The 24,504-nt window shown below is 44.2% G+C and carries 22 protein-coding genes; all 22 read left to right on the forward strand.

Going from position 1 to position 24,504, the window contains the following annotated elements; genetic code table 11:
- The first annotated feature begins 1 nt into the window (after window position 1).
- The 22 genes from R7M72_RS04470 to R7M72_RS04575 all read left to right on the forward strand — a co-directional run bounded on the left by R7M72_RS04470 (window position 2) and on the right by R7M72_RS04575 (window position 24,357).
- On the forward strand, window positions 2-424 hold the full coding sequence (locus R7M72_RS04470) for a hypothetical protein (RefSeq protein WP_318056056.1): 423 nt from the start codon (window positions 2-4) through the stop codon (window positions 422-424).
- Between the two features lie 38 nt (window positions 425-462).
- Window positions 463-1,371: a hypothetical protein gene (locus R7M72_RS04475; RefSeq protein ID WP_318056057.1), complete on the forward strand. Its 909-nt coding sequence runs from the start codon at window positions 463-465 to the stop codon at window positions 1,369-1,371.
- Window positions 1,361-3,154 (forward strand): terminase, encoded by a 1,794-nt coding sequence (locus R7M72_RS04480; RefSeq protein ID WP_318056058.1) that lies wholly within the window; start codon window positions 1,361-1,363, stop codon window positions 3,152-3,154. Before R7M72_RS04475 ends, R7M72_RS04480 begins: the two co-directional genes overlap by 11 nt.
- Window positions 3,155-3,165: 11 nt before the next feature.
- Window positions 3,166-5,271, forward strand: a complete 2,106-nt coding sequence (locus tag R7M72_RS04485; protein ID WP_258501031.1) for a portal protein — start codon at window positions 3,166-3,168, stop codon at window positions 5,269-5,271.
- Window positions 5,272-5,290: 19 nt separating this feature from the next.
- Window positions 5,291-5,806, forward strand: a complete 516-nt coding sequence (locus R7M72_RS04490; protein WP_170891564.1) for a hypothetical protein — start codon at window positions 5,291-5,293, stop codon at window positions 5,804-5,806.
- Between the two features lie 76 nt (window positions 5,807-5,882).
- Window positions 5,883-6,368 (forward strand): hypothetical protein, encoded by a 486-nt coding sequence (locus tag R7M72_RS04495; RefSeq protein WP_170891563.1) that lies wholly within the window; start codon window positions 5,883-5,885, stop codon window positions 6,366-6,368.
- A 207-nt stretch (window positions 6,369-6,575) separates the two neighbouring features.
- On the forward strand, window positions 6,576-7,688 hold the full coding sequence (locus R7M72_RS04500; protein WP_258631043.1) for a hypothetical protein: 1,113 nt from the start codon (window positions 6,576-6,578) through the stop codon (window positions 7,686-7,688).
- A gap of 14 nt (window positions 7,689-7,702) precedes the next feature.
- Window positions 7,703-8,926 (forward strand): N4-gp56 family major capsid protein, encoded by a 1,224-nt coding sequence (locus R7M72_RS04505; RefSeq protein WP_170891561.1) that lies wholly within the window; start codon window positions 7,703-7,705, stop codon window positions 8,924-8,926.
- A 59-nt stretch (window positions 8,927-8,985) separates the two neighbouring features.
- Window positions 8,986-9,432: a hypothetical protein gene (locus tag R7M72_RS04510; protein WP_318056059.1), complete on the forward strand. Its 447-nt coding sequence runs from the start codon at window positions 8,986-8,988 to the stop codon at window positions 9,430-9,432.
- Window positions 9,433-9,545: 113 nt separating this feature from the next.
- The gene (locus tag R7M72_RS04515; RefSeq protein ID WP_318056060.1) at window positions 9,546-10,010 is read left to right on the forward strand and encodes a hypothetical protein; all 465 of its coding nucleotides are present in this window, start codon (window positions 9,546-9,548) and stop codon (window positions 10,008-10,010) included.
- Entirely contained in the window at window positions 10,010-10,588 is a 579-nt protein-coding gene (locus R7M72_RS04520) for a hypothetical protein (protein ID WP_225491926.1), read from the forward strand. The genes R7M72_RS04515 and R7M72_RS04520 overlap by 1 nt, the downstream gene beginning before the upstream one ends.
- Before the next feature lie 8 nt (window positions 10,589-10,596).
- A complete protein-coding gene (locus R7M72_RS04525; protein ID WP_258650663.1) occupies window positions 10,597-11,268 on the forward strand; it encodes a DUF6682 family protein in 672 nt (223 codons plus the stop codon).
- 19 nt (window positions 11,269-11,287) lie between these two features.
- The gene (locus tag R7M72_RS04530) at window positions 11,288-15,457 is read left to right on the forward strand and encodes a hypothetical protein (protein WP_318056061.1); all 4,170 of its coding nucleotides are present in this window, start codon (window positions 11,288-11,290) and stop codon (window positions 15,455-15,457) included.
- Window positions 15,454-16,314: a hypothetical protein gene (locus R7M72_RS04535; RefSeq protein ID WP_258626067.1), complete on the forward strand. Its 861-nt coding sequence runs from the start codon at window positions 15,454-15,456 to the stop codon at window positions 16,312-16,314. The genes R7M72_RS04530 and R7M72_RS04535 overlap by 4 nt, the downstream gene beginning before the upstream one ends.
- 96 nt (window positions 16,315-16,410) lie before the next feature.
- Complete coding sequence (locus R7M72_RS04540; RefSeq protein ID WP_020840883.1) at window positions 16,411-16,635, forward strand: hypothetical protein; 225 nt, start codon at window positions 16,411-16,413, stop codon at window positions 16,633-16,635.
- Complete coding sequence (locus R7M72_RS04545) at window positions 16,635-18,245, forward strand: hypothetical protein (RefSeq protein ID WP_318056062.1); 1,611 nt, start codon at window positions 16,635-16,637, stop codon at window positions 18,243-18,245. The genes R7M72_RS04540 and R7M72_RS04545 overlap by 1 nt, the downstream gene beginning before the upstream one ends.
- The gene (locus R7M72_RS04550; protein ID WP_318056063.1) at window positions 18,246-20,663 is read left to right on the forward strand and encodes a phage tail tip protein; all 2,418 of its coding nucleotides are present in this window, start codon (window positions 18,246-18,248) and stop codon (window positions 20,661-20,663) included. It abuts the gene before it with no gap.
- Window positions 20,664-20,725: 62 nt separating this feature from the next.
- Window positions 20,726-21,142, forward strand: coding sequence for a hypothetical protein (locus tag R7M72_RS04555; protein ID WP_170891552.1), 417 nt, complete (start codon window positions 20,726-20,728; stop codon window positions 21,140-21,142).
- Complete coding sequence (locus tag R7M72_RS04560) at window positions 21,135-21,812, forward strand: hypothetical protein (protein ID WP_170891551.1); 678 nt, start codon at window positions 21,135-21,137, stop codon at window positions 21,810-21,812. Before R7M72_RS04555 ends, R7M72_RS04560 begins: the two co-directional genes overlap by 8 nt.
- An 18-nt stretch (window positions 21,813-21,830) precedes the next feature.
- Window positions 21,831-22,328 (forward strand): hypothetical protein, encoded by a 498-nt coding sequence (locus R7M72_RS04565; protein ID WP_170891550.1) that lies wholly within the window; start codon window positions 21,831-21,833, stop codon window positions 22,326-22,328.
- Window positions 22,329-22,336: 8 nt separating this feature from the next.
- Window positions 22,337-22,597 (forward strand): bacteriocin, encoded by a 261-nt coding sequence (locus R7M72_RS04570; protein WP_170891549.1) that lies wholly within the window; start codon window positions 22,337-22,339, stop codon window positions 22,595-22,597.
- A gap of 11 nt (window positions 22,598-22,608) precedes the next feature.
- Complete coding sequence (locus R7M72_RS04575; RefSeq protein WP_318056064.1) at window positions 22,609-24,357, forward strand: hypothetical protein; 1,749 nt, start codon at window positions 22,609-22,611, stop codon at window positions 24,355-24,357.
- Window positions 24,358-24,504: the final 147 nt, after the last annotated feature.

Below are 24,504 nucleotides of genomic sequence, written 5' to 3' on the forward strand. Positions count from 1 at the left end.
TATGGCCGTTTATATTCCTGTCAGACACTTAGGAAAGGCTTTTCTCGAAAGCCAAGCCAAAACACCGACCACACAGCAAAAGGACATTAGCAAGGCTTACCAGAAGCTACATGCACGTGTTCAGCACAGTCTTGCCGGCTTGCCACCATATCAAACCGAAGTTCTATTTCATCCGACTCGTAAATGGCGAATGGATTACGCTTGGCCTGACTTAAAGATTGCCTTGGAGGTTCATGGTGGTACTCATTCAAATGGGCGTCATACTCGTGGCGTTGGCTTTGCAAACGACAGAGAGAAGATGAACGAAGCGCAGCTTTTAGGCTGGATTGTTATTGAGGTTGCTTCGGACAACTTAGGCCAGCTTAGAGACTGGTTAGAACGCGCCTTTAATTATCGAACAAGAATTTTTAACTCCGAACGGTGATAATATATTCGCAAAATTGAACACTCGGAGTTAGAGAAGTGGCGAGAATTAATTGGGAACGCATTAAAAAACAATACCTTAGCGAATACGAAGAAACTGGCGTTAACGTTAAGACGTTTTGTGTTCGCAATGGTTTAGTCTACTCTACAGCAAGAAAATACTTAAATAACAAACTATTACAGAGAAAACCAAGCGAACAGAACACGAACAACGAAGAAGTTCAGGGCGAAAAATTACAACCTAAAGGGATCACACCGCCAAAAACCAAAATCAAACGCAAGAAAACCGCGAATCAATCAAGTGCCAAAAATGGACACGGTGGCCGTCGAGTTGGCGCTGGCGCTCCAAAGGGGAATAACAACGCTTTCGTGCATGGCTTGATGACTAAAGCATTTGGCAACCTAGTTAAATACTCTCATCAAGTTGATGACGAATTTAAGTTAGAAGTGCATAAGCTTGCCGCTCTTCAGGCGCTTGAGTGCTACACGCAATACAAAGATGAATTAGCCGATTTCCTCAAAGAGCTGGAAGAACGTGGCGATAAACCTACAGAACTAGAGCAGGAGTTTATTGATCGACTTGAGAAACGAATCGAGTCGAGTTTTGGCATGGTTTGCCACCACACCGGAAAGCTTGAGTATTTAGAGGGCCAAATGGCGAACCGTCGATTAACCAATCGAGCAATAAGCAAGGTTATCGCTCAAACCACACAAGTCGAAGTTGATACCAACCTTAAACGCAAAGGCATTGCGTTGGCCGAAGCGAATACTGACAAGGCTAAGGCTCAAGCTGCGCTTGCTCGTCATGATCTCAACCAGAAACAACGTGAAGGTCTAGGCGACGATGATGATCTAGGTATGTTGTTAGATGAAGTTCAAGATTTGGATGACGATGAAATCATTCAGCGCTTCAAAGATAAAGGTGGAGTGTTGAACGATGATGAATGATGGTATTCAGCCGTATAAGGACTCTATTAATGGCCGTGGCATAAACCTAGTTATGCCAGCGCTTACCGATCAACAATTCAACGCGCTTTCTCGGCCAGAGAAACGCCGTTACTTCAGGAACTATATGACCTGTAAGGAATGGCGCTTAAACAACCTTTACAAGATAGAGAATGATAAAGGTCGCGTTGTCACGTTTCGAATGCGTGACGCTCAGAGAGATCTATTTGAAACAGCCCATACCTTTGAATTGATTCTTAAAGCGCGTCAGTTGGGCTTTAGTACCTTTATCGACTTGTACGCGCTGGACTCGTGTTTATTCAATAAGAACTATGCCGCAGGTATCATCGCGCAGGACTTGGAAAGTGCTGGCACTATCTTCCAGACAAAGGTTGTCTTTCCATATAACAATTTGCCTAATTACTTGCGTTCTCGCATTCGTGTAGTTCAACGAGCTGGTGGCGCTAACGGTGGCCGACTCAGTTTTTCCAATGGTTCACGAATCCGTGTTGCAACGTCATTCCGTTCCGGTACGTTGCAGTTTCTACATATTTCAGAGTTGGGCCGTATTTGTGCAGGTTACCCACAAAAGGCCAAAGAGATACAAACAGGTTCTATGCCTACTGTTCACGAAGGTTGCAAACTCTTTATTGAATCGACGGCAGAAGGCGCGGCAGGACTCTTTTTTGAGTTGTGTAAGAAAGCCGAGGAACGAGCACATAGCGGAGTGAAGTTAGGTGCTAAAGATTTCCACTTTAGATTCATTCCTTGGTTCACTCATCCTAGATATTATTCACCATTGCCATTAGGCGGATTGAAGCTATCCAAATACTTTATTGAATACTTTAAGTCGATTGAGCCATTCGTGATCCGTCACTTGGGAAGGCCGTTAACGGATGAGCAAAAGCAGTGGTATGTCGAAACCTATAACCACTACGAAGAGTACACAAAACAAGAGTATCCAAGTACACCACAAGAGGCGTTCTTAACGTCAGGCCGTCGTGTATTTAGCGCTCCTTCCTGTATGGCTGCGGAGTCAGCTTGTACCAAACCGTTGCTTGTCTATGACGTTAATCCAGAGACCGGCGCAATGTTTGATGTTCGAGATAGCGTAAACCGTGAAGGTAAAAGCGAGAACATGCAGAACGGATTGCAGGGCTACTTGCTTATTTGGGAATTGCCTGATCCAGAAAAGGATTACGCCCTTGGCGCTGACGTTGCGGAAGGCCTGGAACATGGGGACAGAGGTTCAATTGATGTATTGGACGAAACTGGCAATCAAGTTGCTCATTGGTTTGGTCATATCGATACAGACCAGTTTGCAAAGATTATCGCAATCATTGGCAAGATGTACGCAGGTAAAAACGGTAGAGCGGCCTACGCTGCGCCAGAAAGAAACAACCACGGCCACGCCGTTTTAAACGTTCTACGCGATATCTATCCAATATCCAGAATCTACCAAGAAGAACACCACGACAAGGAAGACGAGGACGAAGAAACAGGGCGATTAGGCTGGCTTACCACTCGTAAATCCAAGCCGATAATTATTTCAAACTTAAATGAGCAATTGCGCAATAATACGTCGGGCATTCGATGGATCGGGACAGTTACAGAGCTGAATACCTACGTTTATGACTCCAAAGGAAGCATGAACGCAATTGAAGGCGCATTTGATGACCAAGTGATGAGCTATGCGATTGCGCTAGAAATGGTTGTTCGAATGCCTAGAACCATGACCAAGTTACCGCCACGCACCAAGCGATCAAGCGATTGGCGTACTAAGTGAGGGGAGAATTTATGGTTTGGAATGAAGACCATGCGGAGCATGACGGCAAGGGCTTTAACCTTACTCAATTGCGTCGATTAGTCTCAAACGTAGAAGCACAACCAAACTGGCGCGATCCAGCGCAAAAGTGTTGTGATTACTATGACGGTAACCAACTAGCTCCTGAAGTAAAGCAGGTTTACGAAGAGCGTGGACAGCCGGTCATTATCAACAACTTAATTGCACCAGCAGTTGATGCCGTTTTAGGTATGGAGGCAAGAACACGGACTGACCTTATACTTGCTGCCGATGACGATGAGGGTGAAGAACTACGCGAGGCGCTTCAGGAAAAATTCAAAGATGCGTGGCGACTTGCACGAGCTGACCGCGCTAATGCTGATGCTTATGCTTCACAAATTAAAGCGGGCATTGGTTGGGTAGAGGTTACCCGAAATGATGATCCTTTCTATGGTGGCAATTACAACATCAAGCCAGTTCGCCGTCAGGAAATGTGGTGGGACTGGAATGCTCAAGAGGCTGATCTGTCTGATGCTCGATGGTTGCTGCGGAAACGTTGGGTAGATGTAGATGAGGCTATTGCTCATTTTCCTGAACATGCCGAAATCATTCGTCAAGCAATGAACAATTGGGAAGACTTCGCAAATCTTGAAAGCTACGAAGAGCAAGACCAAGACTTGCTTGCTGCTTACCATGAGTTTGAGAGTTGGGATAGAAATACATCTGAATGGTTAGATCAGGCTCGTGGGCGTATCTGTTTACAGGTTATCTATTATCGTACATTCAGACGCGGTTATGTTATCGACCTAAAGAACGGGCGAACCGTAGAGTACAATCCTAATAACATTGCTCAAGCTGTTGGCGTGAAAATGGGTAAGTTCAAACCACGAATTGCTACATGGTCAGCTGTACGAGAAGCATGGTTTGTTGGTATCCATAGGATTGTTGATCGTAAATCTGTCGCACCGAGCGGATATTTTCCTATTGTGCCGTTCTTCGGTTATCGCATGGATAAATCCGGCCAACCTTACGGGGTTGTAAGCCGAATGATTAGTGCTCAGGATGAGATTAACTTTCGTCGTATGAAGCTGACTTGGTTATTACAGGCCAAGCGCGTCATTGCTGACCAAGATGCAACAAACTTGAGTCGCGAGGACTTGCTAGAAGAGGTCGAACGCGCAGATGGTTACATTGAGTTAAACCCTGATCGCAAGAACAAGAAATCAATCAGTGAAGCTATCCAGATTCAGCAAGATTTCAATATTGCGAGTCAGCAGTTTACTGTTATGCAGGACTCAATGAAGCAAATCCAAGACGTTGCTGGTATCTACAATGCAATGTTGGGCCAAGACTCTTCAGCCACCAGCGGAGTCGCTATTAACTCACTAGTGGAACAAGGCGCGACTACGCTAGCAGAGATCAATGACAACTATCACTATTCGAGAACACGAGTTGCTGATCTGTTAATGGCCTATCTAATCGAAGACCTAGCGAAGCAAAGCAATATCGCTGTAACTATCAACAAGCAAGACGCCCATAAGCGAAAAGTCATTCACCTAAACGTGACCAATGACGACGGCACAGTGACCAACGACGTTAAGCGTTGGAAAGGTCATATCGCTCAAGCTCCAATCCAGCAAACGGCTACATTCCGCGCTCAAATGGCTCAACAACTAACCGCGTTAGTTGCTCAATTGCCACCACAAATTCAAATGGCAACGCTAGATATGGTTATCGAGTTATTGGATGTACCTAACAAGCAAGAGATTCTGAATCGTATTAGACAGACTCTAAACCTTCCAAAAGCGCCGGAAGATATGACGCCAGAAGAACAAGCAGCTATGCAGGAAGAACAACGCAAGCAGCAAGAAATGGCTGAAATTCAAATGCAGCAGCTACAAAACGAGGTTGCTTTAGGTGCCGCCAAGGTTGAAGAGCTACAAGCCAAGATTGCCAAACTACAACGCGATGCAGAAAGCCAAGAGGTCAAAGACAACAAGGTTGAGGCCGAAACTGCGAAAGTTTTACAGGAGGTCGCAGAAGTCAAAGCACAGGCAGATAGCACGGTTAACGCAATATTAGCGAACATCGACCAGCAATTGCTAAACCTTCAAATCTAAATGTAAGAGGTAACTAAAAGTGTGGGAACAAGTTAAAAACATTGTGGGCGAAGCCGCCCCGTTGGTTGGTTCATTACTTGGCGGTGCCACTGGTAAAACAATAGGTACCCTAATTGCTGGCGTTCTTGGTGTTAAAGATACGCCGGACGCCGTGATTAAAGAGCTGATGGCTAACCCTGAAGCTCTAACAAAGATTGTTGAGTTTCAGGCTCAACACTCAGTCAAGCTACAAGAAATGGCGCTGAACCAATTATCTATGCAGCTAGCAGATACAGAAGACGCGAGAGATGCACATGGCGATCACTGGATGCCTTCAGCGTTGACTCTGATCTTGTGTGTCATGGTGTCAGGTATGTTTTGCTCATTGTTTTGGTGGACGGTTCCAAAATCATACGAGCAACTAATTATCATGATCGCAGGTCAGGTAATGGGCGCGTTCTCAACGGCTATCGTGTTTTGGCTAGGCTCAACGATGATGCAGGGCTTGGGTCGTACAAAGCAACCAATGAAGTTTATGAAGTGGGAAAGTAAGTAAATGAAATTACTAGTCGAGTGTAAGCCGAATACCGAAATATGAGTGCATAAGACGTAATTGTTTGGAGAGAAAAGCCATGTATGACAAACGACTAAGAAGCTATCGACCTAAATGGTTTAAGACTTGGGAACTTGTGAGTAAAGCTGCTTATCAGGCGCGTGGTGAAAAGGCCATGCTTGGTATGGATGCTCGATTGCTGGTCACCATTGATGAACTGCGAACGCTGCTTAGTGAAATCGATCCTAAGAAAGCGGCGCTTATCTGTAACAACTGGAAAATTGGTGGTTCTCGTGGTTACTCAGGTCTGCGACTTGCGAGTGACAAATATTTCACACCATTCTCTGCGCATGGTAGAGGGCAGGCTGTTGATTTAATTAGCAATCATTACGCAGCTCAAGAATTGCGTGATTTGATTATCAAACACAAAGAGCGGTTCCCTTACCTAACGAGAATGGAAGAGGGTGTTAGCTGGTTGCACTTGGATGTGTTCAACTTACCAGAAGATGCGCCAGAGAATTCAATCCTGTTATTTAATAAATCAGGTGAGACTCGTTATGTCTAGGTAATCATCGAACGTTAATTTTTGGTTTGCATTGGTGAATTTGTGGTACATTTATTAGCAAATTAAGTGTGCGGTGAAAAATTAACGCAACACGAGAACATAAAAAAGCCAGTTAGCGCGATTGCGTTAGCTGGCTTTCTTGTTCGCAAGTGCGGCGATAAGCACAAACCAGACGCAAGCGCAGCGATAAGCGCACATGAGGGGATTATGACTATAGAACTTGACCAAGCACTATTAACTGGCAACGTCGAAGACATTGACGCACTGCTAGATGAAATTGACCTAGATGACGATTTGGGCGTTCTTAGCGGTGAAAATGACCAAGATAACCATTCGACTGATAACGAAATGGGCGTAGGCGAGGAAGATGAGGCACTACCAAGTGTTATTGATACTACTCAGCCAAAAGGTGACGCCAACCTAGATAAATCAGAGCAAGGCCAAGAGCCTAAAACGAATGCGGCCAAAGATAGCATTGGGGTTCGAGAGATTGATGGCAAGCTCTACATTGAAGTTGATCCAGACAATGCAACGGTAGCAAGTAAGGACGGTAAACATACGATTCCTTATGCAGTTCTAGAAAAGGCTCGCAATCAGGCGAGCGAAGCGTCGAGCCGTATGCAAGAGCTAGAGCAACAGCTAAGTGAAGCTACAACCGCCAAGGAAAAACTACAGCTATACACCAAGCAATTAGAAGAAGCTGGCATTACGCCTGAAAAGCTACCTGAAGAATTGCTTAACGATGAAAATGCGCTCAATACGATGCGTGATGAGTTGCCAGAAACGGCAGCGAATTTGCTAACGGCATTGGTTAAGCGTTTTCAAAGTAAGGCTGCGACCACTCAACAAGAAGCCAATGACGGAGTTAACGAAGTTACTAACGCGCTAAACGCTGACGAACTTACAGAGCTTCGTACTTGGGAAGAGAGTGACCGTGACCGTTGGGATATGGCCTTAGTCATCGACAACAAGCTCAAGAATGATCCAGCGTTCCAAGCCATGCCACTACAAGAGCGCTTTGCAGAAGTGCAACGCCGAGTGAAGGCTGCTTTCGGTGATCCGGTTCAAGCGTCAATTGATGTTGAAAAGGCACAGAAACAAGCCGAGCAAGGCCAGCAGCAACCTCAACAAACGGCAGAAAAACAAACCGTTGTACCTAATTCACCGTCTAGTCTAGGTGGTTCTTCACTGGACACTACGGCGGCAGCTAATCAGGCATTGTTGAATCAAGACGCACTAGCGCTTGAGCAATCACTTGCCAATATGTCGCCAGAGAAGGTTGAAGAGTTCTTAGCTCAAGCGGTGATAGCTCTAGATTAGTCGAGGATTTCATAATGACTACTATCACTAAAGCTCAAGCTGCTAAAGCGTTTGGTGCCGCGCTGTTTACTCATACGCGCCGCCAAAACACTTTTGTAAACATGCTAACTGGTAAAGCTCCAAAGGCAGTACCAGCAGACCGCAACCGAAACAAAACCCAAACTGAAGCTGGTGCGCCAGTTGTAATGATCACCGACCTTACAAAACAGGCTGGTGACACAGTTGAAATGGATTTGTTCCACAACTTGGGCGGTATGCCAACGATGGGCGATAAAAAAATCGAAGGTCGTGGCGAGTCGCTATCAAAAGTTGAGTTTGAATTAGTCATTAACCAAGGCCGTCATAACGTCGATTCAGGCGGTAAGATGGCTCAACAACGAACCAAGCAAAACCTACTTCAAGTAGCTCGTACAATGCTTGGGAACTACTTCAACGATCTACAAGATGAAATCGCAACGTATCACCTAGCTGGTGCGCGTGGTGACTTCATGCCTTCCGACATGATTGTTCCAACTGCGGATCATTCAATGTTTGGTGAAATCATGGTTAACCCTGTTACCGCTCCTACAGCGGATCGCCACTTCTTCGGTGGTGACGCAACAGGTATTGCAGATATCGTGGCTGCCGACACGCTAACTTTAGCGAAGATCGATGAAATTGCGCTTTACCTAGAAGAAATGGCACATCCAATCAAGCCTATCCGCTTCGAAGCAGATGAGCTTTACGGCGAATCGCCTTTCTACGTTCTATTTGTTACTCCGCGCCAATGGGCCGACCTATGGGCTGACGTTCAAGGTGCTGGCAAAGTGCAAGAGCTGATCGCGAATGCGGTTAACCGTTCGCAAGGATTTAAGCATCCACTATTCCAAGGTGACCGCCTAATGTGGCGCAACATCTTGGTTCGTCAATACCGTAAACCAGTACGCTTCAATGCTGGCTCTAAAGTGAAAGTTGGCGCAGCAAGCGGCAACGGCACTGAAACTGAAGCTACAGCAGCTACCGTAATTGACCGCGCAATCCTACTTGGCGGCCAAGCGCTGGCAGTGGCTTACGGTAAATCTTCAAGTGGTGCTCAGTTCTCAATGCACACTGAGAAGGTTGACCACGGCAACGGTCGTGAAACGTCTATCGCTTGGATGAGCGGAGTTAAGAAAGTTCGCTTCCAAGAGAAGAATGGCCGAATCAATGACTACGGCGTAATGGTGCTAGATACAGCCGTTGGCGGTTTATCTAAGTAATAAGTGACAGGCTAGCTATCTAGCCAGCCTTTATTCATCGTAATCAAAGGAGAATTGCAATGGCAGTTAAAGTATCACCAGCCGTTAAGCAAAACGTCTATAACGGTACTCACGGTAACCTTTCAGTGATGTTCGCTGAAGTTCCAGCGCTTGCTGATGCTGACTCAGTTATCGTAGCAAGCCTTGAGGCTGGCGTGAAGTTGGTGGAAGTGAAGATCCTTACCAAAGGTGAAGCAATAGCAAGCTTAACTGCTAAGGCTACTCTGAACGAAGCCTTGTTAGGTGATGGTATTCACGAGCCTCAAGTTGGCACCAAGTTAGAAGATGTGATCGGTACGGCTACGGAAGTTCCGAAGGGTGCGTTGTCGTCTGATGTGGCTGGATACTTCCCGTCAGAAGATGTTGCTGAAAAAGATAAGTGTCTAGTTCTTACTTTCGCAGGTGCCAAAGTTCCAGCAGACAAGATCCGTCTAGCGATTTACACCACTTCAGTCGGCACTATTTAAGATAGTCCACTCTGTTGAAAAACAGGCCAGTCAGATAATTGGCTGGCCTGTTTTATATGTTCCGTGGCAATGGCCGCAGCTCAACACATCGAATACACATAAGGGTATTGACTATGACAGCAGAAAAGAAAATTGTTTGGATCGGTGAAAAGCCAATTAAAAAGGTAAACACGCTAGGCCGTGACTATTACTTTAACCGTGGCGAATCAACCAGCGTACCGGAGCAAGTGGCGCACCGATTACTGCAAATTAAATCTTGTTTTGCTACTCCTGAAAGTGCTCAGTCTCTAATCGAGAGCCTACAAGCTGAAGAGCAAAAGCGTCAGCAACTAGCGGAACGAGCGGCGCAACTAAAAGCTGAAGAAGAGAAAGCAAACACTTGGCTCGTTATGGTTGATGGTGAAGTCGTCAACATTTCCAAATACACCAAGGCGAAACTTGAAACCATTATCCTCGCAGAAGAGCTTCCAATTGATCCGCTAGCATTGGAAGTTCCAGAAGGCGAAACACATGCGTCAGCTCTACGCATGGCAGTGCGTGACAAGCTACACGCTAAACACGGTATTCCAGAGGCTTAATGATGAGCGCACTATCTGATTTATATCGGTTAGTGCGCCAGCGTTGCGCTGGCGTTGTCGATATCATGATGGATGACGCCTTGCGCGACTCTTACCGCGAGTTTTGCGAGAAATCAGAGTTCCTAAAAACAAAGGTCAAATTGACCGCCGTTGTGTCTGGTGTGCAAATTCCGGTTGCTGGCATTCCTACCGATTCAGCAATTCTAAAAATTGACAGCGTAGTGAGCAATTGCGGTTCTCTGCTTTACGTCAATGACGACTACGTTTTTGAACCTGTAACCAACGAGCTCACATTCACGAATGACTTTGATGCGGTGACCGTTACGGCGGTACTAAAACCAAAGCTAAGCTTCGATGAGAACAACCTTAATTCATATCTAGTTGAAAACTACGGCGAAGCTCTAGCGGCTGGTGCTGCTTACCGACTCCGATTACAGGTTGGCACAAATTGGTTTAACCCTGATCTCGCATTGATGTACGAACGTGAATTTATCGAGGGTTATCGCCGCGCTTACCGAGTAAGCAAAGACAACTTCAACTCATTCAAAAACAAAGTGCGTAAGCACAATTTCTACTAGAGGTGTGTATGTCTTCGAATAACACTCCGGTCAAACACTTGATCGATGAGGCAGCTCGTCTCGTTGTCGATAAAAACATGATCCGTTGGGATAAAGCGTTTTGGGTTGATGCGTTCAACTCGGCAGTTCGAGCAATCTTAGCAATTCGATCTGATGCGTTAACGGCCAATGAGGACTTTGTTTGTGTTGAGGGTTCAACTCAGACAATTCCAGTAGGTGCCCGTTTTGTTGTTGATGTTCTGCGAAATAAAGGCGGCGCGGCCATTTCTGGCAATGTGGATTTGAAGGTGCTTGATGATTATCGCCCTGAATGGCGTTCAGAGCCTCTTGCTAGCGCGGCCAAAGCGTGGCTTTACGATGACCGAAATCCAACAACGTTCTATATGTATCCTCCGGTTGTTTCTGGAACAACCATTGAGTGTGTATTTGCAAAAGTGCCTACGCCAATAACTGAAAGCGATTACGACTCTGAAGCCAAATGCGAACTAAACCCGATGTACGACAACGCGATCATTGAGTGGCTTGTCTACCGCGCATTTAGTGAGGATGCGGAGTTTACCGCTAACGCCGCTCGTGCAAACACAGCATTAAACGCCTTTAGAACAATGCTAGGCGACAAGAGCCAAGCAGATAGCATCGTTCAACAAAAGAGCGCTGATATCAAAAAACAACCACGCTAATTAATTGGAGTAGAGCACAATGACTAGTAGCTGGTATCGAAGAGGTACGGTAACTGTAACCGACGGTTCAAAAGAGGTTGTAGGCGTTGGTACGTTATGGGTTGATGCCGGAAATAAACCACTAGCTGGTGATATTATGTTCATAGCTGGCAGTATTTATGAGATCGAATCGATCACCGATAACGAACATTTGTCACTGTTTAGACCATTTACTGGCGTTCCACCAGCAAATGGTGAGTATGCGATCATTCGAAATACTTCAGTAACTATTGCTACTCGTGTTGCTGCAATGGTCGCGGCGGCTATCAACTCAAAACAAGTGTTGCTTGATGACCTTCGAGGTTATTACACATCGACGGCTGACAAGGTTCTGATTCATACGGGTGACGGCTCAACTATCGAGGTTGTGCCTCTCCAAACATTGGTATCTGACATTACAAAGCTAATCGATCAGGCGAAAAGCATTAAGGATGACCTCGTTAGTACCGATGCGGCATTAAGCCTAATTCGCAAATACTCAAACACCGTCCAAGGTGTGGAAGTTGAACCAGGTATGTATTCAGCTAAGAGCTATGCTCTTGATGCGTCGGATACGCTGGCTTTAGTGAACCAAGCAAAAAGCGATGTAGATTTAACAGCTTCTCAAGTTCAGAAAACCAAAGCTGATATTGAGCAGTTCGTAAGTACATCAAAAACTGAAATTGATGCTAAGGCTACTGCCGTGAAGGAGGATATTTCAGAGCTTGTTGCTGGTGGCACCGATAGCATTACGTCACATACCGATACAAGCAAGGGTGCAATTAACACCTTATTGAGTGCAAGCAAAACCGAAATCACGGATCTAGTTACCACTGAAAAAGCTGCCATTTCACAGCAATCAAGTACAACAATTAGTGAAATTACTGCACTAAAACAGAGCGCCGAACAAGCTGCATCAACGGCAACACAAAAGGTTACTCAAGCGACTGCTTCAGCTACAAGCGCAGCACAAAGCAAGACCGATTCTCAAACCCTGAAAACGCAAACTGAAGCCTTAGCGAATGAAACAAAGCAAGTCGCGGAAGAGATTAAATCCGGTAGTTATGTTGGTTGGCAAATCTATTGCCAAAGCGAAGCAAACATGAAAGCTCAAAGAGCATTAGCTTCTAATGAGTTTGCTGCTAGTGGTTTTGTTCATTATGGTACTGGTTATACCAATAATGTTAATAACTTTATTATCAATGAAGGTATGTGGACTACTGAAGCCATTACCGACCAAGCCAATAAAGTTCGTATGGGTCGTAGTGTTACAGACGGTGGTCAAACAGGTACATCTAAGACTCCATTCCCTGTAACTACTATTGCTGGCTTTATTTCTAAACTTATTGGTATTAATGAACTAGACAAGCGAGTAGCTATTAAATTCCCTGAAGCTCCTAACGGTACAGTTGTTTATGACTCGACTGGTAATTGTCGTGGCTCAGGTAAAGCTACACTAGACCTAACTAAAGATGTAGACCCTAAGTATGGTGATGTTGCTGGTTCAGTTAATGAAGCTGTAGCTCGTGCCTTTGAGGGATGGCTTAAAAATGCTGATTTCCGTAATGGCACATCTGAATGGACTTGTGGTAATTACGCTGTATTGACGCCTGAAAATGGCGCTTTACGTATTACTAATAATGGTTCAATTAACGGTCAGTTATCACCTAAAACGCCTACAGATTCCCCTAGAACTAAAGTTAAAGCTACTATAGTTATTAGTGATTTGCAGGGTGGTGCTAGACCTGTAGTACAGTACCAACCAGTAGCTGGTACATATAAGGCAATTGATTTACACGAAGGTGTTAACGAAGTAGAGCTAGATTTTACTGCCGCACGTTCTTTGTTGATTCAGCCAAAAGGTAGTACTACTGCAAGTATGTTGGTTCATCTTGTAGATATCCGACCACTAACAGAAGAAGTAGTAATCAACCGTGTAGATATGTTCGGTTTTGAGTACTTCTTAGAAGAAATCAGCAAGGCCAATCCATTTGTTTATCCTTATGGTTGTATTCAATCAAAACTAACAAGCATCGAAGGGATTGCAACAAAAGAATCGAATCGTCCTATTACCTACTATTCGGTATTCGATGGAGATATAACCTCGAAGGGTAAAGGCGTTGATTTTTGGGCCGCAACTGATGCTCAAAAGAGAGCTTTAGTCTCTAATCCTGATCACAACATTTATTTACTTGATGATGGCCGACTTGTTCAATGGCGTGTGCGTCAACGTACTATTGCTGGTATTGGCAATGGTAAGTGGAGAAATATTAATCCTGTTGGTATTGGTGCAACTACTGCTGAAAATATCCTTAACTGGGATGGTGGCACTCGTGTTAAAGCACAAGCAGGTGGTGATGTTGTAATGACTGGTTCTACTGGTTACTTTACTTCTTACCAGTTAAAACAATACAACGATAAACCCGAACTTGGTGTATTTACTGCAAGACATGCATCTAACTGTGTGGATTATGAATGTTACTTCCATGTATGCGGTGTAGTTCCTAGAATGAACCAAGGTGCTTATCATCCTAGCTTTAACCCTATGGGTGCCGCTGCTTGGCATAAGTGGGGAGTTGCTGCTGACTTACCTTGGTATGATTCTCGCGTAGTAAGTGGAATTACTAGTGCAGGTAAGTGTTTTACTGAAGTAAGTGCAACTACTCAAATTGCTAAAACACCGGGTTCAGGTCGTATTAGTCACGGTAAGAATAAACGTCCTGATGGTAAGTTCTATGATGCTATCTATGCTTCGGGTCAAGGTGGTGTAATTGACTACCGTTTACCTGCTTGGGATGTGTCTTCTAAAGAAGAAGCTTCTAAGATATTCCAGAAAGTAGTGAATGGTACTTACCGAGGTGAGGAACTGGCAGTACGGACTTGGATTAGTCCAGCTATTGCGCAGACTCCATCCCCTCAAGCTACAAGTATTGCCACTGAAATTAACACTATGGATCTCTACAAAGTAGGGGGTAAAGTTTCGTTATATGACATTGCTACTAAGCAAGTTTTAGTTACCACTACAATCACAGGTATACGTAATGGTGCTATTGATGTACTAGATACATTTAACCGTCTCGCGGGTGATGCCCATTTAGTCGTAACAATTGAATCTAACATCCCTGTATCAGGTGACTTCACTCAAGTAGATTTATTTGCTGAACCTTCAGTCATCTTGAATGAAGCTTCTTTTAAAAATGGTTGGTTAGGTGGTTGGGCTGGCATGCCTAGCTCTGCACCTGCAGGGGATATTGATTTTACTCGCAAAGTAAAAGTAGGCACTCCTACTAGAATATATAAGCTTCCATCAGGCACGTGGTCTTCTGGAGAAATGCCTAACTTTAATTCAATCTTAAATGGCTCTACCCGTGGATGGTCATCAGATAAAACTATTCTATACACATTCACTTACACAGCTTTTGCTAAACAGACTAAGGGTTCTACTAACAAACCTGTGTTGAATAGTGCTGGTGGATTAGGTGCGGTTGCACAGAGTGGTGGGTTTCATGCCATTACTTGGGGGGCGTTATTAGTTGAATCTCTCATTGGCAAAGTGCCAACGTCAAGTGTTGGTGGAACAGGCATGTCTTTATCTGATTGGATTAATATACCAATTCAGCATGATGGTAAAGTTCATGTTGGTGACCCTAAAAAAGTAGAGCCATTTGATAAACCTAACCCTAAAAATGACTCTCCAGCAGTTAAAGCTCTATGGTATCAATCTGCTGCTAATCAACAGTGTTCATTGAACTTTGCTTTCAATGAGTTGATTTATAAGTCGTTCACCAATCCAATTGTTGACACTGGTGCTCAAATGCTTCGTAAGCGTGGTGCTATTTATCTTGTTAACGTTGCTGGAAGTGCATTGAATGGCAGACTCGTTATTTGGAATGGTAATGAGGCTAGTATTCCAGTGGACTATACCGCTTACTATGTTGACGCAAACAATGTGATAAAAAGTAAGTCTTCAAATGCAGTAAGTACAATTCAACTATATACAGGTGACGGTTGGGGCGACGATTCAACAATTCGAATTATTGACGGTGTTGGAACATTCATAAACCTCAATGGCGATACTTGTCTATATGGTACGCATGAGCTGGCAATTCCATACGGTTACACAAAGAATAAAGCTAGTGCTGGTTCTCAAGTCAGTGGGGTGGATTTATGATCATTGATACCGACTACACGGCCTTAACCGATATTGATGAGAATATCCGGCATTACTATGCTGAAGAGATTCGAGAACGAGTGATTGGCTACACAGAGGGGGAGGAACCTTCCCCTAAAACCGAGCAATACACGGTCATTGTTCTTAATAAGCCTGAAGAGATTACTTTTCATGATGTAAACCAAAGACGCGGTGAGCGTAAGTCTTGGGAGCAAGTTGTTAAGCCAGAGCTTGAACGAGCAATTGCTTGGGAAGATTTTCAAGTAAACCACGATCAGTATCTTCAATGGCTGGTGGATGTAGAGAACTTTGTTCCTAAAATCACTATTGGCGAAGATGGTGAAGAAGTTGCCACGTTGCCACCAGCGCGGCCAGTGATCGATATGCAAAATCGCCGCGCCGTTTATGAGGTGATTGAAGCGCCATACGACGCTAATTATTACACTCATAATGGTGAATACGATTATTTGGTCAATGACGAAGAATTTACCGTTACCAAGACGCCAGTTGTCGATAGAAAGCCTGACAATGTGATCGCGGAGTTTCATCGGAACAAGGCGCAAGCTTTGCGAGATGAAATAAAACTATCAAACATCTTTATTCATGGATATGAGTTCCAAGTTCGCCAAGTTGACCGGAACAACATGGATGAAACGCTATGGTATGCAGAGCGAAATAATATGTTGGATAAAGAGACGGTCTGGATTGCAGCAAATAATGAACCTGTAAGACTGACGTACAATCAAATCCAACAAATTAAAGATGCATATGCGATTCGATTGGAAAATCTATTTAATCAATATGCCACTTGGACAGAAGGGGATATGCAAACCCCATTCGAATTTTTGGAAACCTAAAGTTCTCGATTGGTAATTTTTGTTTTTAATCGAGAAAGTGTTTTTATTCCGAGTTATTATTGGTCAAGCATTGCAGTTTATGACGGGGTGCGAAAGATGTTAGAGAAGTTACTAAACAACAATCCACTAGGCGTTGTGATGTTGTGTGCTTCGATAGTTGGGACTGGCTATGTGATGAATTATCGCTTGAACAGTATCGAGACGACTCAACAAAACATTGGCACTGATGTAAAAGATATTCGCCAAGATATAAGCGCTCTACAGGCTGATGTTGCCGGATTGAAAGCCGTTGCTGATTACAAAGAGAGAGCAGGTAAATAATGCCTAGAATTAACGTCGCTACTTTCTTTGGAGAACGGCCAAAACAGACGCCGAGACTCCTACCAAATGAATACGCTACAAAAGCGGTAGATTGTCAGTTTCCGGTTGGAAACCTTCAGCCTTACCTTGGCTTGAAGGACACCACTGAAAGCTTAACGGAAAGCCATAAAACGGTTTATAAGTTTTTAGATTGGTGGTTCAAGTGGAAAACTGATGTTGATGTGGTTGTGTCGCCAATTGTTGGTGACCCTTGGAGCCGTGTTTATTTTACAAGTGATACCGGAGTTCGCGTTACCAATAACCAGATATTTAATGGTGTTGGTGATCTTCCCGTTGACTCTTATCCATTAGGAGTGCCAGCGCCAGAGCATGGCGTGACAGCAGAAGTAAATGCGCCAGATCCTCTACCAGAAGAGGACGACGCAACCGACGACGAAACTCGTTTTTATGTCTACACACTTGTTAGCGAACAAGAAGAGGAAGGGGCGCAATCCCCAATCAGTAATCAAACTGAAATTAAGTTCCCAGAGAGTACGGTTACGCTGACATTTCACAGTGAAGGTGTTTTATCCGGCAATATCACTAAACGTCGAATCTATAGAACGTCAACAGAGGGTGGTGTTTCTGACTTCTATCTGGTTGGGGAGATATCGATCTCACAAAATACGTTTGTGGATGATAAGTCAGCCGATGATCTTGGGTTTCCGTTGGAAAGTGAAAAATACGAAATGCCTAACAAAAAGCTACGGTTTTTAACCCTAATGCCTAACGGAATTATGGCTGGTGGCTATGACCGAACTGTTTGTTTTAGTGAGCCGTATTTGCTTCACGCATGGCCTGTAGATTATCAGCTCACAACAGAGCACGAAATCGTAGCAATGGAATCAGTGAGCAATATGCTATTGGTTGGTACAAAAGGTTACCCTTGGGTGTTCCAAGGTATCACCAGCGATGCGATCAGTGGGCGAAAGCTTGAGTCTATGCAAGCGTGTGTTTCCAAGCGCTCTATGAGAAATATCGACAACCTAATTATCTATGCGTCTCCTCATGGCCTTTGTGCGTTCACTGGTCAAGACGTTGAGCTAATTACCAAGGATATTATTGACTCTAAGCAGTGGGAAGCATTGGAGCCAGAAACCATTGAAGCTTACTACTACGATGGAAAGTATTTGGCTTTTTACGGAAAGGCGCTTGATAAGTCGTTCATATTCGACCCTAAAACGGGTGGCATTACGTTCCATTCTCTAGGTTCAAATCTTGGATTTACTGACTTAGTGACAGGTACGCTTTATGTTCGAAGCGAAGATGGCACAAAGCTGGCTGAATGGAACAAAGGCCAACCTAAAGCGTATGTTTGGCGTTCTAAAGAGTATTACGCCATGTATCCAACACTTAGTACGCTGTATATCCGAGCGGAAGATCCGGCATTGGTTGGAATGAAAATTATCGTTGATGGAGTCGTCATCAAAGATTACGAGATAGGTACGTTAACTGATCGACCTATACGCATTCCACCAGCAAGGGGCAACTCATGGCAATTTGAAGTTTATGGCACTGGAATATTAGAAGAGGTGATCATTGCTTCTAGTATGGCAGAGGTTTACGGGTAAATGGCAGTTCGTACATTACAAGGCGGCAAAAAGCTAAAGGGCAAATTCCAATCTATTCCCCACAAGAAAGGAAGTGACGCTGTAATGGATGCAGTTGCCGACAACTTAGAACAGTTGATCGGTATGCGTGGTGAGGGCGGCAAAAAAGCTGTCCTTTGGGAAGATATGAAAAAGCTTGGTTTTGCTGACTACAGAAACGGTAAATTACAGAGCACAATTAATATTCCAAGTTCAGACGGCGGTATTGATGATCCGATTGTTGGTGAGGAAGTTCAGACGCCAACTACACCACAAAACTTAGTGGTTAAATCTGGCTTTGGTATCGCACTGCTTTCGTGGGATACCGCGCCATATAAAGGCCATGCTTACACCGAAATTTATCAAGCAAGAGATAACGTATTTGCAAATGCTATTGTGGTGCAAACAACTCCGTCTAGCGTTGCGTCATTGCCGATTGAGCCTACAGGTGATTATTACTATTGGATCAAGTTCGTAAACTTAAAAGGCGAACGTTCAGCGATTAACTCAATTAATGGTACTCATGCAAAGAGCATTGTTGACCCTCAATATTACCTTGACCTGATCATTAAGGAGATGGAAGAACATCCCGAACTAATTCCTTTACCGGAGGCATTAGAAGGCATTGATTTTTCATCCATTCCAGACGCAGAAACTATTGAGAATATCGACGTATTATTAGCGGAAGCAGCTATGCAAAACGCTGTAACCGTTGATAAGGAAAGCGCATTTCGCAGAGAAGAGAACCGGACATTAAGGGCCGAGATTGAAACCAACTACTACACAGCAGTTGAAACCGATAAGGCAATGGCGGTTTTAAGAGAGTCGGTTACTTCTCAGATCGAGGAAAACGAGACATCAATTCTTGCTCAGATCAAACGAGAGTACGCAACGAAGGTTGAAGTTGATAGCGCGTTATCGGCATTAAGAGAGTCTGTTAAGTCAGAAATTCAGTCTAATGGGGAGTCAATTCTTGCGCAGGTAGGCCAAGAGTTTGCAACTCAAGTTGAGCTTGATAAGGCTATATCTACAGCCAAGTTAGATCTCGAAACTCAGTTAGGTGATTCGATTTCAGGTATTGAGCAAAACTATGCGACGAACGCCAAGCTAACGTCAGCAATTTCTCAATTAAATACTTCGTTGTCAGCGTCAATTGAAGGAGTTGAGAGCAATCTATCAACCAACTATAAAACGTGGGTTGATACTGAAAAGGCGATCAATATTGCAACCAATTCATTGTCTTCAAAAATTGGAGAGGTTGAGAGTAACTTAGCCAACAACTATTACACTGAAGCGCAAACCGATCAGGCCATTGCTAAATCTGCTTTGACGCTGCAATCATCAATTGACGGTGTTAGCTCGAATCTATCCAAGAACTACTACACGAAGACGCAAACCAATCAGGCGATTAGTACCGAGATTGGAAAAGTTAATGCAACAGTTAACGGCGTTTCATCTTCAGTCACACAGATTAGTGAAGCATTGGCCGATCTTGATGATGGCTATTCTGCGTTGTGGGGCGTTAAAACAAGCATTGGTGGAATGACGGCTAATGTTGCTCTTATTGCTCAGTCTTCCACGGATACGAGCACAACAAACGCAGAATTTGTCGTTAAGAACGCTGGATTTAAGGTCGCTTACGACAAAAATACTGGTGGCACAGGTAGCAACAGCATCGTTCCGGTGTTTGGCACTATCAAAAACCCAGCTTATCAGGATTGGGTTAACGGCGGCCAAGTTGGTACGGCTCCACCAAAATACGTACTCGCAATCGACACTGCATCAATCAAGGTTGCCGACATTAGAGATTTGGTTGCTGGCGATGTAGTGGCAACAAGCGTGCAAGCAAATACAGTAATCGCAAACGTAACGTTACGAACATCAACGATTAATGACCCGAACAGCAAATTCTATGTGAGTGCGGCTGGTGTGGCAAAAATGGTTGGTGCTGATGTTTCGGGGAAAATTACCGCGACTTCTGGCGTACTAAGGAACGTTACGATTGCCGATTCTTGCGATATTCAAGGTCGTCTCAATGTTAATCAGATCGTTGGTGATGTAATAAAACCTTATCCGTACTCGGTTATCAAGACAGACAGTAGTGCAGGACTAATTCAGACACTCTACTCAGTAAATATTCCAATGGCTACTTGGGATCGTGAGGTCGTTTGGGGGAGTGTGTATGCGACTGCGTTCGGCGCATGGTTTGATTTTTTAATTAACGATGAGGTTGTACATAGTCAAGATATTGGTGGCATGAGCGCTCAAAACTCACCAACCTGGCGACATAGCCTTCCGGCTGGTAAGGCTTATAAGGTTAGTTTGCGCATAAGAAACTACGGAAACAATTCTTGGCATGTGTGGAACTCATCTGGATTAGTGCTCACCTACAAAGCTTAGGTTTAAGGCTTTTGGAATTGCGCCATTTTGTTAAGGCGCTCTAGATCGTTTAGGGGCAAAAAGTGCGGTTCGCTAAAGTTGATCACAACAATTACATCTACATTCTTGTGAGAAAGCTTGTTTACGTAGCTATTCGTGATGATTTGCCGGATTTGCCGAAAGAGGTGATCAGTAAGTTGGATAGTGGTGATGCACACTTGTTTGTTGGTGAACGTTGTGGCGCAGTTTTGGAGGTAACGTACGAAGAAAATGATCGAGTAATGTATGTGGTTTTTGGATGGTCTGATAGCGGGCATGGCATATCAGATTACATCAATGCGTACTATCAACTTGCTAAAGATGTGGGAGCAGAAAAGATTGTTTCATTGGCTCGAAGAGCAGGTGTGTACAGGCTTTGGCGCGCTCACGGATTTAAAAAAGTGGGGTACAATGAGCAAGGTTTAATCAGGTTTGAGAAAAGGCTGGTAAACAATGGGTAAAGGGCCAGAAAAAGCAAAACCAACTGCCGATCAAATTGCAGCAGCAGAAGTGGCAGCTAAAGAGTGGAATAGATATCAAGAGGTGTTCGTTCCAATTGAAAACGAATATATGCGTATCACCGAGAAAATGGGGGACGAGGCCAATTACGAAAAGATAGCAGGAGCTGCTAATACAACTTCAAATAGTGCCACCAGCGCCGCCGTCAACCAAACTCAAAAGCAGTTATCTGCTTCGGGATTCAATCCGAGTTCTGGTAAGGCGTCGAGCGCTTCAAATGACATTGTTTCGGGCGCAAATGCCAATGAAGTACAAACAGCCGCACAAGGCCAGCATAACGTAACGGAGCGTTATACAGGCAATCTTCAAAACGTAGTTTCAATGGGGCGTGGTCAGGCGACTCAGGCCACAGCAGGACTTAACGATATTGCGGCTGCGTCAGCGCGTAAGGCCAACCAAGCTGCAATTGATGAAGCTAACGCCGTGTCTATTCCGGCGGCGGTTGCTGGTACTGGTGTATCTTTGCTGACTGGCACTGATGCTGGTAAAGAAATGATAGCAAGCGCTGGACAGGGATTAAGTAATTACTTCAAGCCAGATACTTACAAAAGTATGAAAACAGATAATGGTTTTGCGCCGATGGGTGGCGCTAGTTCATACGGTTTAAGTTAAACGTTAGGAGAAATAATCATGCCTCAAGAGGGTGGATTAGGTTATTACAATCCAAATACTGGCAGTTCATCCGTGCCAGCTCCAAGCGCCAGAGATAAAAGCGATAATCTTTCAAATATGATGGTTAACACTACTGGTAATCCAGAATACATATACGCGAATCTCACGAGAAAGCAGTACGAAGATTATCTAAAACGTTTCCAGCAATATGAGAATCAGCTCATTGGCCTTGCCATGACCGACAAGTTACTCAACAACCAGCTTGAACGTAACACGGAAACTGCTTCAAAGAACTTGGAACAGGCTAATATCAACGCGGCAAATGCGACGAAGAAATATGGTCTTGGAGATCTTCGAACTAATCAGCAAAAACGAAACTTGGAAATGAATAATGCATTGGCATTGGCGTCAACTAATAACAATACACGTCAAGCTATTGGTGATCTTCAGGTTGGATTAATGACTGGTGTTTCGTCAGGTAGCAGAGACTTAATTAACTCGGTTGGCGGTGCGTAGGAGGATATATGGGATACGGCCTAATTGATATTGGTCGGAATAGTGCGAGAAATTCGCTTGATACTTATAGAAACCTTTCCGATCAAGAACAACAACGAAAGCAAGTAAATGAGCAGCTTAAACAGCAATACAAGCAAGGGATTGCGTCAGGTGCAGGTACGGGTGCTGCGCTGGGCGCATCAATCGGTAGTGTTGTTCCTGTAGTCGGTACTGTGGCTGGTGGTGCAATTGGTGCCGTTCTTGGTGGCCTTGCTGCGTCGTTGTTTTAGAGGGTTTTTGCATGGCAAACGTTATTGGTAGTTTTAATGAAGGCGTTCGAGTTGGTGCAGGATTAATTGACCTACACAACCGCCAACAAGATCGTGAGTTGTGGAGACAAGAGCACAACGAAGACCGAGAACGAAAGAAAATCTTGCAACAACGAGAAGATATTCGTTGGCAGCAAGGGCTTGAAGATCGAGAACAACAAAAGTTACAGCGTAAAGATGACTTAGATTGGCAAGCCAAAAGCCGAAAACAACAAGAAAAACAGTGGGCGCAAGCAGAGCTTACATTTAAGCAGCAACAGGAAGAATACAACCACAAGAAAGCACTTATGGAACGCCAAGAAGGTTTTCAAACAATCTTCTTACCAGCGATTGATAAGGCGATTGCCAGCGGCGATTTTTCCTTAATGGAGACGCCAGAGTTTGCAGATTATGTAGCTAAAAACCCTCAATTCGATGTGAACAACATTCTTGGTAGTAACACTGGTAAGGCTTTGGGTGAAGCCGCAATGTTATTCAACAGAATGTCACAAGGCGAAATGCCAGCGGAAAATGACCCAATGCTGATCAATGCAGTGGAAACATTGATGCCTGAAATCACCAAGGCAAAAGGTTTACCTACGATCTACACGGATAAGGATGGTAAGCAACATCAAATAGTTAATAGAAAAGTTTCGGCGGTTCGAATCATTCAAGGTGGTGGTGCAGTTATTGAGCAAGATTTAACACTTGATAATGGCAAAGTTGTCACTGTTCCGGTTACTCAAAACCGAACAAGCAAACCAGATGACGATATCTTAGTTGTGCCGTTGTCAGAATTTAGTAACCGAATGAAAACCATGATTGATACTCGTCAGTATTTGAACCGTGAAGAGTTGAATAACTGGCGAGGACTTCAAACAGGTCGTTCTCTGAACTTCGATGAAAATGGCAATGTTGTATATGGTGGTCGCTCAGGCCGTTCTAGTCGATCTGGCTCTAGTGGTTCATCTTCTTCAATAGCTCAATTGGCGAAGCAACAGCTATCTGAACAAAACGGAATTAATCGTAAGTATGACGAACAGATTGCCAAACTTGACCGCAATATGTTCGATAAGGAACAAGATTATCAGGCTGAAATTGATCGCTTGAATCGAGAAAGGGAAAAGGCGCTAGAGCGTCATACGATGATGTATTTGCCACTAACTGGTTATGATCCTCAATACTTAACCAAGGAGCAAGCGCAAAGTATGGCAAGAAAACGAACGCAAGCGTTTGTTGAGTCATATCCTGATTATGAGTTTTCAGCGGCCAGCAAAGCACAGCTTCAGTCTTATCTAATGGAAAACCCAGCCGCGACGCCTGATCAAATAAATAAGGCGATTCAAAAGATGATTGAACATGAAGAAATCATCAAGAAAAAGCCATCTAACGAAACACTGATAAGCGAGTCTCAAGAGTTCACCAATGGCGAGAAGAAGGCCGAACAGACAGAAGGTGAACCGTCAAATCAAGGAGAGTTAGAGGCATTACGAGAGGAAATCCTAAACTCTGATGGAACTTATCAAGAAAAGCTTGCAGCAATTAAGGCGGCTAAGTTGAGTCCTGAAGAGCAGCAACAGGCAATGGATTGGCTTAACTACAGTGGTTTTTATAGCGCCGCTGATAAGCTAACAAGTAACGCCAGAGAGAACTTAAAAACTCAAGCTCAACGAGTAGAAGAGCAGCGTAAAAATGCGCCACCAACCGCCCGCTACATGGCGTTAGGTCTTGGTGAGCGGTAATATTTGATTTCTATCAATCTTGTAGTAGTATCTGCACGCAATTTCACATATTGCACAAAATTTGTTGTCTTTATGTGTGAAGTTGGATAGGTTGTTATTTGTAATAGTAGCCATTCTAGGTGATTCGAGATGGTTGATTAACTACAT

The organism is Vibrio sp. YT-18, assembly GCF_033337345.1.
Classification (GTDB): Bacteria; Pseudomonadota; Gammaproteobacteria; order Enterobacterales; family Vibrionaceae; genus Vibrio; species Vibrio alginolyticus.

Excerpts from the sequence above, each read along its gene's own strand:
- R7M72_RS04470 (WP_318056056.1), top strand. The coding sequence starts at position 2 with ATGGCCGTTTATATTCCTGTCAGACACTTAGGAAAGGCTTTTCTCGAA.
- R7M72_RS04530 (WP_318056061.1), top strand. The coding sequence starts at position 11,288 with ATGACTAGTAGCTGGTATCGAAGAGGTACGGTAACTGTAACCGACGGT.
- R7M72_RS04480 (WP_318056058.1), top strand. The coding sequence starts at position 1,361 with ATGATGAATGATGGTATTCAGCCGTATAAGGACTCTATTAATGGCCGT.
- R7M72_RS04485 (WP_258501031.1), top strand. The coding sequence starts at position 3,166 with ATGGTTTGGAATGAAGACCATGCGGAGCATGACGGCAAGGGCTTTAAC.
- R7M72_RS04540 (WP_020840883.1), top strand. The coding sequence starts at position 16,411 with ATGTTAGAGAAGTTACTAAACAACAATCCACTAGGCGTTGTGATGTTG.
- R7M72_RS04515 (WP_318056060.1), top strand. The coding sequence starts at position 9,546 with ATGACAGCAGAAAAGAAAATTGTTTGGATCGGTGAAAAGCCAATTAAA.
- R7M72_RS04560 (WP_170891551.1), top strand. The coding sequence starts at position 21,135 with ATGGGTAAAGGGCCAGAAAAAGCAAAACCAACTGCCGATCAAATTGCA.
- R7M72_RS04550 (WP_318056063.1), top strand. The coding sequence starts at position 18,246 with ATGGCAGTTCGTACATTACAAGGCGGCAAAAAGCTAAAGGGCAAATTC.
- R7M72_RS04505 (WP_170891561.1), top strand. The coding sequence starts at position 7,703 with ATGACTACTATCACTAAAGCTCAAGCTGCTAAAGCGTTTGGTGCCGCG.
- R7M72_RS04520 (WP_225491926.1), top strand. The coding sequence starts at position 10,010 with ATGATGAGCGCACTATCTGATTTATATCGGTTAGTGCGCCAGCGTTGC.
- R7M72_RS04565 (WP_170891550.1), top strand. The coding sequence starts at position 21,831 with ATGCCTCAAGAGGGTGGATTAGGTTATTACAATCCAAATACTGGCAGT.
- R7M72_RS04510 (WP_318056059.1), top strand. The coding sequence starts at position 8,986 with ATGGCAGTTAAAGTATCACCAGCCGTTAAGCAAAACGTCTATAACGGT.
- R7M72_RS04500 (WP_258631043.1), top strand. The coding sequence starts at position 6,576 with ATGACTATAGAACTTGACCAAGCACTATTAACTGGCAACGTCGAAGAC.
- R7M72_RS04575 (WP_318056064.1), top strand. The coding sequence starts at position 22,609 with ATGGCAAACGTTATTGGTAGTTTTAATGAAGGCGTTCGAGTTGGTGCA.
- R7M72_RS04545 (WP_318056062.1), top strand. The coding sequence starts at position 16,635 with ATGCCTAGAATTAACGTCGCTACTTTCTTTGGAGAACGGCCAAAACAG.
- R7M72_RS04495 (WP_170891563.1), top strand. The coding sequence starts at position 5,883 with ATGTATGACAAACGACTAAGAAGCTATCGACCTAAATGGTTTAAGACT.
- R7M72_RS04525 (WP_258650663.1), top strand. The coding sequence starts at position 10,597 with ATGTCTTCGAATAACACTCCGGTCAAACACTTGATCGATGAGGCAGCT.
- R7M72_RS04535 (WP_258626067.1), top strand. The coding sequence starts at position 15,454 with ATGATCATTGATACCGACTACACGGCCTTAACCGATATTGATGAGAAT.
- R7M72_RS04570 (WP_170891549.1), top strand. The coding sequence starts at position 22,337 with ATGGGATACGGCCTAATTGATATTGGTCGGAATAGTGCGAGAAATTCG.